Source organism: Paenibacillus sp. KS1, assembly GCF_001680695.1.
GTDB classification, from domain to species: Bacteria; Bacillota; Bacilli; order Paenibacillales; family Paenibacillaceae; genus Paenibacillus_B; species Paenibacillus_B suaedae.
Window position 1 is genome coordinate 22,696 of record NZ_MAIS01000058.1, and the last position, 17,479, is coordinate 40,174.

Genomic DNA, 17,479 nt, shown 5'->3' on the forward strand with positions numbered 1-17,479 from the left:
TTTCATGCAGTTTCTTATTCCTGATTCATCGGAACAGCTTTCGGAATGGAAGACCGAATTTTGGATACCGGCTTAGCATCTTGGAGTTGTTCATGGATAAATCTACTTAATGAACGAATCGTATCATAGCGGAATAGCGTGTTCGCATCTAGCTGCAGCTGATAGATTTGCGACAACTGCACAGTAATATCAATTCCAAGAATCGAATCGCCACCGATGGAGAAATAATTCTCGTTCACATCTGGAGCCTGCTCCATCTCCAACATTTCGGTCCAGACACGCGCAACCGTAGACTCAATACTCTCTAGGCTGATATCCGCTATGGATGGTTTGGCAGATGAGGCATTCATCCTTTTCCTAAGATCGGGCTCCAGTTTGAAATACGCCTGCTTGTCCAGCGCCTGCAAATCCTGCTCATCCAATCCAGTCACCATTAAATGACTGGACCGCGCACCGGTAATCGTCCAAAATGCCCCAATCCCCTGCTTGCGGTCATAACCCAGAATAAGTGGAGATAAACGGGCAATTTCATGAATATGGGAGGACTGCAGCTCTTCGTTCTTGCTTCCCATCCCGGTAAATTGCCATCCTCCCCACTGAATAGAAATAAACTGCCGGCCAAGCTGTCTTTGTTGCAACGCATATTGATCCATAAAATGATTAGCACTAGTATAGGGTCCCAGATTTTTCTCTGACAATATAGCGTCTACAGAGGAGAAGGTCATAAAAAAATCAATCATATGTTCACGCAGCAGCATATCCAGAAGTACCGTCCCATAGACTTTAGCTTCATATACATCCTGATAATCTTCCATACTTGCCTCTTGCAGCGAAACCCGCTTCCCTAGTATACCTGCCGCATGAATAACCCCGTCGACGTTGCCGTATTGGGTGGAGATTCGCTCAACGGTTGACTCCAACTCATTGCGTTCTGCAATATTAACCGCAAAATACTGTACATCAGCGCCTAGCTCCGCCAGGGCACGAATATCGGCAAGCTGACGCTGGCTCATATTCTCTTCGCGGGTACGTCCCAGCAGCACGAAAGTGGCACGATATTTGCTTGCGATCGAACGGCATATTTCTGTCGCTATGCCCCCGGTTCCGCCTGTAACCAAGTAGATACCATCATTGCGAAACAACTCCCGCTTTGTCTTGGAAGGAACAGATTCGTTCAAATACCGAACATATCGAGTGGCATGCCGGTAGGCCACTTCTTTCGTTTCATCATGCCAGCATACTTCGTTATAAATATGCTGTAATGAGACAACCTTCGCCCACTCCGACGCTTCCAGGTCAATGCAACGCGACTCCAGTAACGGATATTCATGATTGGCGCTGCGATTTAGAGATACGATAAAACTTTGCAGCGGGTCAACAATGGCGTCTTCAGATGCAACCTTGTCCGCATTTCTAGTAATATGGAACAACCGCGCCGGTGTGGCAGCCGTATGCAGCGCAAGCTGCCTCGTCAAATACCAGGCAGGTGCGAGTATCCCGTCAACCACCGCAGACAACTGCTTCCTGTCGGTAACCATCCTATCCTGCAACGGTTGACTGGATGAGATATGAATGCATGTATTGACAATTTGGCCGTTGTCTCTTAATTGCTTCAATACGTCGGCGATTTGATCTTCTTCATTTATATTCACTTCATAGACCTGCCGCTCTAACTGACGATATTGAGGGCCGTAATACATTTGTACAACATCCATGCCCTCACCGCGGAATTTATTCGCCAGTTGTTCCTGCCAGTCAGAGTGTTCGCCAACTATCAGCAAGACGCCCTGTAATAAATGCTTGCGCTCACGCTGAAGCTGAGTCGGTTTCCAATACAGCCGATGCAGCAGTTCACTGGTTACGGCACCTGTTTCCTGTTGTTCTTGATGACGAACTTCAAGCGCTTTGCGCTTTGTCGTGTTCATATCGAACCAGTATGATTTGCGTTCGAATGGATAGACAGGCAAGGAAACAACATTGCCCGTCTGAATTGGTGTCAAATCAAGGTTCCAGCCTGCTTTGTACAGATGTGACAGTACCGTCAGCAACTGGTGATCCCCCTGTGTGAAACCGAACACATCTGCTTCCCATTGCTGGGGAGGGATGGACGAACCCTCTGCGGATTGGGATGCTGTGTCAAGAAGCTGATGAATGGGTATTGCGCCTGCAGTCAGCAGGATGCCTCTATGTGCAAACCATTGCTGTTCATTCATATTCGTATTGTATTGTGCTAAGCTCGTATGCAACGCGGCATCTGTAACATTTGCCAGTGTTCCTTTATTCTGCATAACATTAGAGACCGCTGCTCCAATGCCGATTCCACTCAGCTCATAGTTCAGTCCTGTTGCCTGCAATAGACTGACGATAGCGTACAGAAACGAAGCATAGATCGCTCTGGCCCGAAGCTGCGGGTCATCACTTGAAGCAGCAATATACTCATCGTATTGCGCTCGTTGCTCACGGTTTATCCAGCCTGTCAGGACTAATTGATCGTAAAGCCGCTCCGCACCCGGAATATAATCTTGCAGCCACAGACTGGCCCTTGCCTCTGTTTGTCCATGGCGGGCGTGAATTTCAGCAGCCTGTTCCAGCCGTTCGATGAGTTCCTTTCGAGTATGAGCGACCACAGCGAACCGATAATTATCCTGACTGCGCCGGCAGTTCAACGTATAGCTTATATCCGCAAGGGCAGCTTGATGATTATGCATAAGATGCTGCCGCAGTCCGTCTATCTTTCGTTGTACAATTGCAGGAGTTGAACCTGATAAGGTGAACAGATACGGGATCTGCTGCACTTGATCCGGATCAGGTCCATTCTGTGGACCGTCCAACACCGATTGAGGTTCGAATTTCTCCAGAATTATATGCACATTCGTACCACTCAATCCAAATGAACTCACACCGGCACGAAGCGGCTCTCCAGCGACTGGCTGCCAAGAACTTAATGTACCGTTTACAAGGACAGGTGTCTGTTCAAATGGAATTAACGAATTTAGCGGTGTGGCATGCAGTGAAGCTGGCAACTCATTATGCTGCAAACTCAGCGCCGTCTTGACTAGTCCAGCCAATCCCGCCGCGCTGTCAAGGTGGCCAACATTGGACTTGAGCGAACCGAGTCGGATGAACTGCTTACGATCCGTATACTGCATAAATGCTTTTTGAATTCCTTTGATTTCAATCGGATCGCCCAACCGGGTTCCTGTTCCGTGCGCTTCGATATAAGAGATCGTTGTTGGATCAATATTAGCGTTGCTCCAAGCTTTTAATAAGGTTTCAGCCTGGGCATCAGGACTTGGGGCAGTGATGCCGTTCGATCTTGCACCGTCTTGAGTAATAGCGCTGCCTTTAATAACTGCATATACACGATCGTTATGACGTACCGCTTGCTCCAATGGCTTCAGAAGAATACATACGCTGCCCTCTCCACCGATTGTTCCGTCCGCCTGTTCGCTGAATGCCCGACAGCACTCGCTAGGTGAAACAATATTAGATTCCATAGCAAGTTCACGCTCAATCGGCTCAATATCCAGATGGATGCCGCCGGCAAGTGCCAGCTCACACTCTCCGTTTCGTAAAGCCTGTACTGCTGTATGCACCGCTGTCAACGAAGACGAACAAGCCGTTTCAATCACCATGGAAGGGCCATTGAAACCGAAATGGTACGATAATCTTCCCGCCAGATTAGCAGGCAAATTGCTTGACATTAACTCATCTATTTTTAGATCCAGGTGTTGATAATACGTCGGAATTATTCCTGCCATAAAAACACCAACCGGACGATTATGCAGTTCTTCGCGTGTATAACCGGCATCTTCTAGCGTATGGTAGGCCGTTTCCAACATGATACGTTGGTTAGGGTCCATTGATTTGGCCAGTTTTGGTGAAATACCGAAAAACTGCGGGTCAAATTCATCGATCCCTTCAAGATAACCGTAGCGCAAATAATTTTTATCCCTATAACCGGTAGGGTCCAGCAATTTTCTGGATGAGGGAATTTCCCTGATGGTCGTTTGACCGTTCACTAGCATATCCCAGAATTGGTCCGGACCATCTATTTCAGGCAGGTGGATTCCGATACCAATGATGGCAATATCCTGCCCGGCCTTCGATGTTTCCTTACCCTCGCCCGGTTGCACAGATTGTTCCAAACGATCTTTATTCTCGGGTGCCGAAAGAATGTCATCAGCTGGCTGCATAATATAATCTGCCAGTTGGGCAACAGTGTTGTAGGAAAACAGATCACTGATTTCTAGTTTTATTTCAGGCAGTTCTTTTTTTAGCAGGTTGTACAGCCGCATAATCTGAATTGAATTTCCGCCAAGTTCAAAAAAGTTGGACTGAATCCCAACATGAGAGAGGTTCAGCACATTCTTCCAGATGTCAACCAGCTTCTGATCCAATTCATGACGCGGTTCGCTGTAGTCTTCACCCGTGCGAACAATTTCAGTGTTTTCCAATGCTTTGCGATTAATTTTACCGTTCGGTGATAACGGATAGGCTTCACTGTATTGGTAAAAGGAGGGGATCATATAACTCGGCAGCTTATCCGCTAAGAACTGCCGCAATTCCGCTGTTGATGGCTCTGTTCGAGATTTAAGAAAAGCGCATAATACAGGGTTATTCAGAGCTTTTCCCTGCAGCACGACTACTGCATCCTGAATTTGCGGGTGCTGTAGCAATGCTTCTTCAATTTCTCCGATCTCTACCCGATAACCGCGGATTTTAACCTGATTATCCACACGACCGAGGTACTGTAAATTGCCGTCTTTTTGCCACTGGCCCACATCACCGGTTTTGTACATTTTATCTCCAGGAATATCGCTGAACGGATTCGGAATGAAGCGCTCGGCTGTGAGTTCCGGCTGTCCCAAATATCCGCGCGACAGCCCTGTGCCGCTAACACAAATTTCACCGGGAATGCCGATCGGGCACAGGCGGTTGTTCCGGTCCACTATATATATTTTTAGATTAGAACGCGGTTTGCCTATCAATGAAATCTCATGCTCAGAATTACCGTCAAAATGATAGGTGCTTGTTTCTACCGTTGTCTCCGCAGGGCCGTAACCGTTAATAATTTTCCCGGTAGGATTCAATATCTCGCGACATTTGCGCACGAGACTGATCGGCACATATTCGCTGCCCAGAGACAATGAGGTCAGATCAGGCAATACAGGGCGCTCGCTCCGTTCTTCTGCTTGCTCCACCAGCATATTCATCAGCACTGGTATTTCATCAATACTGTTAATCCGGTGTTTCTGCAAATAGTCCAAATACTGGTCGGCATTCTTGCGTACGTCCGGATGAAGCAAGTGCAGTGTTCCACCTGAAACAAGCGGTGAGAAAATCTGCTGAATGGAACTGTCAAATGCGTAGGAATTGGACAACAGCACCTGATAGCCTGGGGTATGATCATATTCTTCTAGCGTCCATAATATAAATTCAGTGAAAGAACGCTGATCAATCATTACACCTTTGGGCGTACCAGTTGAACCAGATGTATAAATGACATACGCCAGTGGAAAATCAACGCCCCCATGATCTGCTGCAACTGATTGACCGGCGGCAGTATTCTCAACTAGCCGGCAGTCGCCCTGCTCCAGCACTACTGTAGTCCTAACCATCGCAGCAGCAACCTCCTGGTACTGCTCCATGGTTACAATAATGCTAACCTTGCTACTTTCGACAATATAACGAATACGTTCCTCCGGATAACTTGGATCAATCGGCAAATAAGCACTCCCCGAACCAAGCACTCCCATAATGGCGGTAATCAAATCAGTCGACCAGTCCATCAGCAAAGCGATAATCCTGCCCTCGCCTGCTCCCCGATCACGCAAAAAACCAGCCAGCCGCTCTGCCTGTTGGGCCAGCTCACAATAAGTCAGCCTGCTTTCTTGAAAGACCACAGCTGTATATTCGGGCGTGGCTTGAGACTGCTCAACAAAAAATTGATATACGGTTTTGTCCTGCTTCAGGTCCATTCGGTCCGTCTGGTTGAACTCCACCAGCAGTTGTTGTTTCTCAACTTCCGTCAATAGCTCCACTCCAGCAACCGGCAGTTCAGCCTGATTCATGAATTGTTGCAATATCGAAATAAAATGCTCTCCCATCTTGTGTATGATCCATTGTTCGAACAGATCAGAATGATATTCCAGCTTCAGCATCGGCCTTCCAGCCAGCAGGAAGGATACGGTCAAATCGTAATGATTAACCTCGTATTCTTCATATCCGATAATGTTGAAGCTGCTAAAAGAGCCCTGCAGCAATTGCATATCCAGAGGGTAGTTTTCAAATACCAGAATATGGTTAAACAACGTCTCCGTGCCTTTCATCCGGGAAATACTTTGAATATCGCTTAGAGGTAGATTTTCGGACTTTTTATAGTGAATTAGCTTATTATGTATGTGTCGAATATAATCAATTATCGACAAATCACCAGCTTCACTTACAATGACAGGAATGGTATTGATGAACAAACCTATCATCCGCTCCACCTGAGGAAGCACATCCGGGCGGCCTGAAACGGTCAGGCCATACACGACCTCATTACTGTCGTTGTACCGTTGCAAGAGAAGTGCCCAAGCAGCATTCATTATAGAACTGGCCGATACGCTATACGCTCTCGAGAATTCCTCTACTTGAGGAAAAATGCTATGAAGATCGATTTCTACCTTATGAATGTCGCCACCCTGTGTTCTCGTCTGCTGCGCATACGGCAGTTTCGTATACGAGCTTAAAGATTCCAATTCGGTCTGCCAAAATTGGCGAGCCTGCTCATGATCATATTGTTGCAGCCATTTGATGTACGCCTTATAGGCAGGCTTACTGCTGCGGCTTACATGTTGATCATGTAGTAGCAATTCATAGGTTTGCAGCCATTCACTCAAAAACAGTCCCAATGACCAGCCATCCAGTATAATGTGATGAAATTGCAATAGAATGGTATAGCTATTCGCATCTTTCTTGCACAATACAGTCCTCAGCAGCGGACCTTTTGTGAGATCGAACCCGTTATTCTGCTCACGACGTCCAATTTCACTCAACCTGGTTTCTGTATCGGCCGGAGACAAGGTGGACAGATCCTCTTGGCTCAGGATCAACTTTTGCTGCTTTAATACGATTTGAACAGGCTGACTTAGATTCTCCCAGCGAATGACAGAGCGAAGACAGTCATTATCCACTGCCATCCAATTCAGCGCCTTCTGCAATATTTCTGCATCCAGTTCACCGGTAATATGCAATGCCACTTGACTCAAATAGAGCGGCACCTCTGGTTCTTTTAAACAATGAAACAAAATGCCTTCCTGTGTAGGCGACAGCGCAATAATATCTTCAATGTTCTGATTGTTTACCTTTTGGGCCATACTGACCTCCCGAATGTTTGCGTGATTAAATAATTGCTGAATGGGCAAAAACGTCTTCGATCTTGCTTAGATAGCGAATAATATTGTCCACACGGTCATGAATCAGTGTAATACGGAACCAAATTTCATCAGGCCGTTGCAAAATACCAAATACATTGCCGGGAAGAATGCCACAGTTCACTTCATAAAACAGCTTCTTGAAGAATTCATCATCATTGTCAAACCGGTACTCGGGATTCACTTTAATGAAGAATACATTGCCAATCTGTTGATTGGTATAATCCACAAATACTTTCGATCCTTTCACATACTCGGTCACACGTCGAAGCGCATCGGCCTGTATGTTATCCGAAAGCTGAATGCGGGATTGATATTTCGCAAACAGCTTAAGCTCCTGCATTTTTTTAAACAATAGATGCTCATTCACATTCTGACTCCAGCCGAATAATCCCTGGTCAAATAATTTCATATCCTCCAGCGCCGGTTCTTCTCCGGTAATCAGCTTATATTTGAAATACAGATTGAGCGCAAAATAGACCAACGAGTGGGTATTCATGCTATTTTCCATCGATGAAATAAAATATTTGTATTTCTCGTCAATCCGCGGATCACCAAACCAGTATCCCGTACGGAAACCGGAATAAAACGGTGTATCTTTGGAACAACCATATACTTTAATCACGTAATCAAGCTTATCCGTCAGATTAAAAATTTCTGTAAAGCCGCGGCTTTTAGGGAAGATCAAGTCCTGGTAGATATTATCTACCACCAAGAAAATCTCATTGGCCTGGCATAATTCTACGATCTGCTGCAACTCCCTTACATTCTCGCCCTCATAGGTAGATTGGGCAGGATTGTTAGGGTAGGTGATGATTACCGCGACTGTAGAGGGTGTAATCGCATTACGAATCTCGCAACTGGTGGGCAGATAATTATTCTCTCGTTGTGTATATACGTATTTAGAGGTTGCCTTGTCGTTCAGATTCGACAGTTGGGCTGCATAGACCGTATAGTTGGGCAAAATCAGAATCACTTCCGGATGCTCCAGTCCTTTTTCAACCTGTTTTAATTTCAAAATTGAATTAATAACACCGTTCATCACATTGGTGCAGCCGTTCCCGCAGCCTATACCGGCTTGCTCTACCAGCCTGTGGCTAATATCCGCCCGCTGGGGGGCATTCTGTAACAGTCTTGCCAGCTCCAGTCTACGGATCAACGCATTCATCTCGGTATAACCGTCGGGAGATGTGTAACCCGGCTCTATCTGATGCAAAGCAGAAATTTCGTCCATGGTGAAGATTTCTGGAAAGAGATGAACATTAAAGTTCATATTATCCAATATGTTCATTGATTCACGTCTATCAAACAAAATACTCCAATACTGAATCAAGCGTTGGTACATTTCCAGATTCTCAAATTTTTCCTTGTAGTACGAGTTGTTTGACATGGAAGTATTCCTTTCTATATACAAATTTAATCAGTCTATTAACAAAGAATCCAGCTCTGCTTGGTCCAGCCCGATCGTCTCAAAATCAGAGGGCGTATATGTTGCCGACTGCCGGGCTGTGCAGTGTGTGATAATGGCAATCAACTGGTCATGCCAGGCATGAATTAGCTGGTCCATCGCTTCTGTAGTAAAGTGTTCTTTTACGTAAGTCACCGAAAGGCGAAGCTGGCCTCCAATCGTCATCGCATTAACATCCAGTCGGACCGAAAAGGCATTGAACAGCCCATTATTATAACCGGTCTGTTCTTCCGCCAGTGCAAACAGACCAGGAGCGGACAAGGCAACAAAATCACCAAGATAATTAAATCGGATCATCTGCCCGATTGGTGATTCTAACATTGAAAGAATGGATGAAGGCTGTAAATGCCGACTTATCAAATAATCGAAACCTTTATTCGGCACACTGCGTAGCTGTTCCTTGACTAGTTTGATCTGCTGCTCTAGATCAGCGGCAGGCAGTTCAATCCGAACTGGGAAAATGCTTGTGAACCAGCCTACCGTTCGAGATACATCCACAGCCTCGCTAAACCTCTCTCTTCCATGTCCCTCCAGCTCCAGCAGAATGCAAGAACCAGTATCCAGTTGTTGCACTGCCTGTGCTAGTGCGATAATTAGCAGATCAACTGGTTCCGTGTGATACGCGGAATTGGCGCGAAGCAGCCATTGACTCGTCCAATCTGCGCTTAACTGTTTGGTCACGGTAGCTGTGTGGCGATTTTCCACCGCTCGGACGTTCGGTGCGTTTCCTCCATTCCAGTCATCAAATATTTCGGTCCAGTAAGATATGCTTGTGGAAGTCAACGAAGCAGCATAGTGTTCCAATTCCTCTGTCCATTGCTGGTAGGATGATGTTTTAGCTGGCAGTACAGCTTCACGACCGTCTTTCTTTGCCGTTAAGATGGTAATCAAGTCCTCCAGTAAGATACGCCAAGAAACACCATCAACTACTAGGTGATGTGCTGTTAGCAGCAACCTTGCGCCTTGACTCCCGAGTTCAAAAAAAATCGCCTTGAACAGCAGATCAGACTGCAAGTCAAATGACGATTTTAATGTACTGCCCGCCGCTTCGATCCTTTCCAGCTGCTGATCATACGACAAGGACGACAAATCCAGTTGTTGCACCTGAAAAGGAAGATCCAGATGAACAGGATTATAAAAAAGAACACGATCATCATTCAGATTTAATCTCAAACTGTCATGCTGAACAATTAGCGCTTGCAGGCCCGATTCTATCATTTCCAATGTAACCGTGGCATCCAGCGACAATAGTACCGATTGATGATAATAATCCTGCTGAGTCAATTGCTGATCAAAAAACCATTCGTGTATGGGAGAACGCTTCAAGACCCCCTCCGCTATTCGATGACGATCTTCCTGGTCTGCGCCTCTATCTTTGACAAGGTAAGCCACCATATCGCCGATTCGCGAATATGTCAGAATATCGTTGAACTTTAGGACATATCCTGCTGTTTTCATTCTGGAAGATAGCTGAATCGCCTTAATGGAATCGCCACCTAATTGAAAAAACTCGTGCTCCAATCGTACAACCGGAATATTCAAAAGCTGTTGCAGCGTGTCGGTTAACAACTGTTGTTCCACTGAATACAGATACTGAAGCTCGTCATTGTTTGACTCCACAGATACTTCTAGCTCCATTATCGGCACTGGTAATTTGGAAAAATCGATTTTACCATTAATCGTTAACGGGATTTCGTTCACTTCAATTAGCTGTGGAATCATATACAACGGCAACTTGGCGGCAAGTTTTGTTTTGATCATTGCTAGTTCTACAGGCGTTTTCATTACCAGATAGGCGCAAAGCTTACTTCGTTGGTCACTCTTACCTGCATTTACAGTCTGTTGATCCGTATGCTCCGCATCGTTCATCCGGTATCCCAGCACGGCTGCATTGGAAATTTCATCAATTTCCAATAATGCCGTTTCGATTTCACCTATTTCAATACGGTACCCATTCAATTTGACCTGACGGTCTTTGCGGCCCATGTATTCCAGATGATTGCGCTCCGTAAAACGGACCAAATCGCCTGTCCGATACATCTTTTGCTGCGAAAGAAACGGATTTGGTACAAAGGCTGCTTCCGACAATTGCTCCCGGTTCCAGTAACCTCTTGCCACTCCTTCACCTGATATGAACAATTCTCCAATGCACCCTGTCGGTACAGGCTGCAAATGCTCATCCAGCACATACAACTGCACATTAGCCGCCGGCTTGCCGATCGGTACAGAAACATCAGTATCCTCTAGGGGGTCATATTTATGAATCATACAGCCTACCGTAGCTTCCGTCGGACCGTATTCATTATAAATATGAATATTTGCACCGAAGCAATCATTTATTTCCTTGGCGATTGAGGTGTTCAGATTCTCACCGCCTACGATCAGGGTGCGTATAGAGCTCTGTGTATACGATTGCTCACGTAGTAAAGACAAATGCGCAGGCGTCAGTTTCAGTACAGTAACCTTGTTATCTCGCAAGATATCATACAATACAAAACCATGGTCTGATTCACTATAAATTCTCAGCTCATGCCCACCTATTAACGGTGTAAAGATAGACGTAACCGTCAAATCAAATGACAATGAAGAATATAAAGCGAAGACTTCCGGTGTTTGCCGCACGTAAACCTTATGAGCCCACCAGATGTAATTCGTCAGATTGCTGTGTTCGATCATAACGCCCTTCGGCTTGCCGGTTGAACCGGAAGTATAAATCATATAAGCAAGTTCACTCGGACCTGCTGACGGTCCGGTAATTGTCCAAACTGCTGCGTCATCTTCATCCTGTTGCTCCGGCCAAAGAATAGTCCCACTGTAATCCACATCTGCTGGCAGTTCCCGATTCAGTACCAAACAGTTTATGGTGCTATCTTGCAAAATATCATTAATTCGACGGCTTGGATATGCATGATCGATAGGCACATAGGCAGCTCCGACTTTCAAAATAGCCAGCACTCCGGCCACCAGCTCCATCGAATGCGTTCCGTACACACCCACCTTGTGCCCGGAACCTATGCCGAGCTGCCGCAAGCGTACACTTAGTCGCAGAACCTGCCGATGCAGTTCCTGATAGTTCCATGTCTTGGTATACATACTAATAGCTATGCGTTCCGGCGTTAATTGCACTTGTTGTTCAAACAACTCCACAACATTGTGGTTTGCGGGATACGATTGCGTTGTATCGTTAAATTCAACCAACAACCTATACCGCTCGTCTTCCGATAAAAGAGAAATTTGCTGAATCATCAGTTGCGGATGATTCATGATTTGCGTAGCGATCCTCATTATTCTATCAAACATTAGATCTATATCCTGTTTGCTGAATATGGCGCATCGATAATCAAATTCCAGCATCAACTCTCCTTCTGCCCATTCCTTTATCACCAACTGCAATGGAAGCTGTTGATAGCCCGAATGCAATTGTATGACCTCGAATGGCTGATCAAGTAATTGATTGCTCGGTACAAATGGATAATAATTGACCGACAGTTGGAACAAGGATTCGTAGCCTCTTTTCTTCAACTGTAAATCCTGCATCAACAAGTCGAACGGATACTTCTGGTGAACATAACCGGTGCGAATTTCGCGCTTGACAGCGGATAACAGCTCCAACACCGCAGCCTCCGGTTGAATATGGAACGGTACGGGCATTGTGCTTGTATACATGCCAATAGTTTGTTTATCTGCTGGACCGGAACGGTTGTATACAGGCAAACCTATCGTTACATCTGTCTGACCATACATTTTGAATATGTAGAGGTTCATTAATAGAACAAAATAATCGTTCAGTGAACAGTTATATTTTTGTGTCCAATCATGTATGGACGAAGTGATTTCCCTGTCCAGCGCATAGGATGCCCGCTGCGCTTCAAGTCGGTCGGAGCCCATATGAAAAACAGGCTCAGGAATCGTCTGAAACTTTTCGTACCAATAAGCACGGTCCTTCGCAAAACGAGGAGATTGTGCATATTTCTGTTCTTGATTTATCAACTGTAAATACGTTTGATCTTCCTGTATCGCATCATCCTCGCCGCGAAATAACCGCTCATAATGGTTGCAAATCTCTGCCGTCAGGAGTGGAAGCGACCAGCCGTCAAAAATCAAATGATGTATCTTGGCAAAAATACCGTAATGTTTCTCATCTAGCCGGTACACTTCAAATCGATAAAGGGGTTGTTGTCCATCTAGCGAAAGCGGCAGACGAAGTTGATTTTGCAACCATTGATCCCACACTTGTTGTGGGTTGGCTTTTGTGCTAAAATCCGTAAACTGCAGCCCGTGCTTACCATCCTTGGATACGGTCTGCATGGGGTCGTCATCTTCCTCTGAGATGACTAACCGAAATACCTGATTGCCAGCGATGACCGACCGAATCGACTGCATCAACATATCCGCGTCTATCTGTCCATAGATATTTGCGATACCACAAATATGATGAATATTAGTATTGGGATATAGTTTTTCGGTATACCAGATTCTCTTCTGAGGATGACTTAGCGGATAATGATAATCAGCATAATGAGGTATGATCACGAATTTTCAAACCTTTCCTTATCAGAATAGGCGCGAGTTCCTGCCGGTTAACTTCTAGAATATAACGTCTGGAATGTTTTTTTGGTCAGTATCTCTCATCAAGATTTTCTCTTCTCTCCTTCGCACCTCGTACCCCCAAAAATTTCTTGTCGGTTGTTTGAAAGATATGGTCCCACAAGGTAATGAAAAAAGAGTAGTTGCACTTATATAGATCATGATGCTTTAAATGGTAGGCGCCGATCGACAGCCATCGGGTGATGATACCCCTTATCCTTGGATTGTGATCGACTACCTTGCCAGCCAAAAACACTTCATAAACATAATGAAATCCTAACAATATGCCCCCTGGAACCGGGTCGATGAAGACGAGGACAATTAAGGGTAACGTCAGAGTAAGCCAAATATCCAGCGAAGCCTTAAAACTTCCGAACCAGAAGAAATAATTTGAAAACTCGGGCCAATTCGAATCCCCATATTTGACACGATGATGTACGATATGAATTTTATATAAGAAATTTTTCTTATGGGGAATATGTGCTAGCCGATGTACGCTGTACGAGTACAGCGTCCAAAGGAAGAAGTATGCAATAACTTTTACAATCACTAACATCATTGTCATCATCCTCTATTTTTATGGATAGCTTCAAAAGACAAAATCATCGAGAAGCCCTGGGAATAATACACAAATCCCGCTTGAGAATTTCGATGCTTGATGGAAAAACTGGAAGCTGCAGATAGGGGACTTGGTTCAGAGAAGAACCCTTTTTCTGGTTAACAATACTTATCTTCTTTAACAATGCTACTTGTGCATGATGATGGGCGAAGTATATGCTCCTGTATTGATAGTCCTACGCATTGACTCTTTCAACTGCAGATCGTTCTTTTACAATCTAATCTCCCGGCATAAGCCATTTTTTTTGTGATAGAGGAAGTATGCAGTCTGCTGCTAAACTTTTGCCATCGAGCCTGTCCCAATAGTTCCGATTGATTGAGAAGTTATATGGCTCACCCTCCATTCCTATGCTTATAATATCCTTCTCATTTAGATATAACGTGTTCAATCTCCTTCTCACTAGTCAATTTCCAATCCGGGTTGTAGATAGTGCTTGTATATCGATCTCCACGATCCGGGAAAACTGTAACTACATTGATTTCGCGGTCGGGTAAATTTTGTGTGAAGTACTTTAAGATAGCTGACATTACAGACCCCGAAGACCCCCCTGCCAAAATAAAATATTCCTTTAGCAAACGCTGGCACATATTAACCGTCTCCAACTCACTAACCATTACATGATCATCAATTTTGGCCTTATTAAGTATCAATGGGTACTTGCTAGATCCAATTCCCGGAATACTCCTTTTTCTAGGTTGTGACCCAAAAATTACCGAACCATAAATATCAACAGCTATAATTCGCGATTCAGGGAAATACTCCTTAATACGGTTAGAAACCCCAGTTATCGTACCCCCTGAACTCACCCCCATGAATACATAATCAATCTTTTTTACAGACTCTATTAGTTCACTAGCCAGTGTATGATAATAAGCCTCGGCATTTAACGGGTTCTCATACTGGTTGATCCAATAAGAGTTGGGAATATTCTCTACCAACTCTTTTACTTTTTTGATCCGATTTAGAAGATATCCCCCATACTCATCTGGTTCCGTGATTTTGAATACTTTATCGCTTAATGCAGAGATCAACATCTCATTGTCAGGCATTGTATTTTTATCAATCACACAATAAAACTTTAATCCTAACCAACGACAAGCCGCCGAAAGAGCAAGTCCAAAATTACCAGAAGAAGACTCAATGATAACTGTGTCTTTGTTTATAGTTCCACATTCTATCAATTTTTCAAGGATATAGGAAGCTGCTCGATCTTTCACACTTCCCGTTGGATTAAACATCTCCAGCTTTGCGAATATATTGAGCTGCTTAAGTTCTGACATCGTAAGTTTTAATAAGGGTGTATTTCCTACAAGATTTAAAATATTATTTTGAATCAAGGCTAGTTCCCCTTTCTAGAGATACTTGAACTGATCACAAATAAACTTGGATATATGTTAACAGTTTGTGTCATATACATACCCAACATTTTGTATGGATAATTCCAACGAATTATCCAAAACACGGTGATTCCCCACCTTTCATTAGCCTGAAGCTGCTTTATTTCAGCAGAAAGCACCTTTATACAGTTCCATAAAATGCGACACCGCAACAATGTCGGATATGCGTTCAAAATCCCATTGACCGGCCCCGTCATGTACAGAAATACAAAGACATATGTTTAAATCGTGGAAGAAAGTAAGTTTGGAAACATAACCGGAAATAAAAGACTACAGCCCCTATGACGACGGTGAATAGCAACTCGCCTACCACATTAACATCGGAACACCGTGACTGAAATGGAAATAAGTAACGCATAAAGATTAAGCATCCCAAGATAAACAAAACAACATATCAATGTCACCAAAGAAATACTGCCTGAAATGATTACATTGATCGATCCGCTAACTTACTTCAGTATCATTATTCAAGACAGCATGTAGTCCGCCTTCCTCCATGTTCTCCAACTTTTGATGGGCAAATTCAATATTTCCCCTATCAGATCCGCTCTTTTCTCATAGACCATATTGCTAGTTAATGTAACAAGCTTGGTAGTTGTATAACGTTGACCATAAGCATACATCAAAATTCCGAGCCCAAAATAAAAAAAGAAGACCGTTCGTCAGATTGTCTTCTCTACCAAATGCCTCCCTCGTAATATCTGAAGATCTGTGAAAATAGTCCATTAACGCAAAAAAACCAGGATTAAACTGTTAGTTCATGACCAACAATCGATGCCTAGTTCTACTTCTAAATGAATTATTAAGTTTCAACTCTTTTCTCTTATACATTAAGCATCAAAGCTCAAAAATCGCCAACGAGCATAGCTTCGCCCGTTCGCGCGAATTCACTCGCACTACATATTACATAGTTTGCAATTAAACACTTAACGTGCCTTAACAACGATTAAGTATTTTACTTCAAAAGTTAAGTCCTATCTCTGACATGGTCTATCTAATCTAATTAAAAATACATAACAAAAAATAACATAATATCCCTCATAAGTCAACTACCAATAAAAATGGGATATTCAATAATATCATGAACGAATAGTGTCTTTGTCTTTGTCTTTCACGATCACTATTAGAAAATCTCGAGTTAATAGATGAGAAACATGATGCCAGCCACTTCTCAGAGTTAGCTCAATAAATCTTAGCCATGTAGTACTCGTCTACAAATCTATCATCAATTATTACCGAATTTTTCTTTACCCCTTCTACTTCAAATCCCATCTTCTTATATAATTTTATTCCATTATCATTATGCGTCATAACTGTTAGTTCCACTCGCGTAATATTGGTTGCTAATCTCCACTTCTCCATAGCTTTAAATAAATCAGTTCCAATTCCTTTACCAGTAAAATCATTTGATATTCCAATAACGATATACGCTCTATGTTTTATTCTCTTTGCGTGTCCTCCAATTACCGTTAAATGTCCGACTATTCTATCGTTGTACTCTGCAACAAAGATATTTGAATTATCAGATTCAAGAAACGACGTAATCACCTTTAATTGTTGATTTTCATCCACTTCTCTTTCGTTAGGCTCAAATAACATATATTTCGTTTCTTTATCTAATTGTTTATGCAAAACAACTAATGGACTTGCATCTTTTTGCGTTACTTCCCTTATGACCATCTTTTTATTACTCCTTTTCTCAAATGTCTTTCGACTGGTTTCATATAACGCTCTTGTATTCACGACGTCGAGAGGCTTAAGGTATGAAAAGATAGGTGAGGCCATCCGATCGAACCGGCTGCGCGAAGCGCAGTTGCCTCGCAGATGTGTCCACCTGATCCCGAGTGCCGAGTGGCCCGAAGCGTGAATATGTTGTTGTACGCAGTTCCTAACTTTCCTGATAAGCTTTCAACTGTTCTTTGCCTTTATCGTCTTTAGTTAATATGTTATATATTTTTTCTTGATCCCATGTTGATATTGCATAGTC

6 protein-coding genes are annotated in these 17,479 nt (G+C 43.8%); all 6 read right to left on the bottom strand.

Annotated elements, in window-relative coordinates; genetic code table 11:
* Nucleotides 1–14: 14 nt before the first annotated feature.
* A complete protein-coding gene (locus BBG47_RS18590; RefSeq protein ID WP_065292946.1) occupies nucleotides 15–7,364 on the bottom strand; it encodes a non-ribosomal peptide synthetase in 7,350 nt (2,449 codons plus the stop codon).
* Nucleotides 7,365–7,389: 25 nt separating this feature from the next.
* Nucleotides 7,390–8,766 (bottom strand): aminotransferase class I/II-fold pyridoxal phosphate-dependent enzyme, encoded by a 1,377-nt coding sequence (locus BBG47_RS18595; protein WP_175400578.1) that lies wholly within the window; start codon nucleotides 8,764–8,766, stop codon nucleotides 7,390–7,392.
* A gap of 75 nt (nucleotides 8,767–8,841) precedes the next feature.
* Nucleotides 8,842–13,422 carry a non-ribosomal peptide synthetase gene (locus tag BBG47_RS18600; RefSeq protein ID WP_083189446.1) on the bottom strand — a complete coding sequence of 1,527 codons (4,581 nt, stop codon included), beginning with the start codon at nucleotides 13,420–13,422 and terminating at the stop codon, nucleotides 8,842–8,844.
* Nucleotides 13,423–13,507: 85 nt separating this feature from the next.
* Nucleotides 13,508–14,035: a sterol desaturase family protein gene (locus tag BBG47_RS18605; RefSeq protein ID WP_254659860.1), complete on the bottom strand. Its 528-nt coding sequence runs from the start codon at nucleotides 14,033–14,035 to the stop codon at nucleotides 13,508–13,510.
* A 425-nt stretch (nucleotides 14,036–14,460) separates the two neighbouring features.
* Nucleotides 14,461–15,432 (bottom strand): 2,3-diaminopropionate biosynthesis protein SbnA, encoded by a 972-nt coding sequence (gene sbnA / locus BBG47_RS18610; RefSeq protein WP_021255781.1) that lies wholly within the window; start codon nucleotides 15,430–15,432, stop codon nucleotides 14,461–14,463.
* 1,242 nt (nucleotides 15,433–16,674) lie between these two features.
* Nucleotides 16,675–17,172 (bottom strand): GNAT family N-acetyltransferase, encoded by a 498-nt coding sequence (locus BBG47_RS18615; RefSeq protein ID WP_065292948.1) that lies wholly within the window; start codon nucleotides 17,170–17,172, stop codon nucleotides 16,675–16,677.
* Nucleotides 17,173–17,479 lie beyond the last annotated feature (307 nt).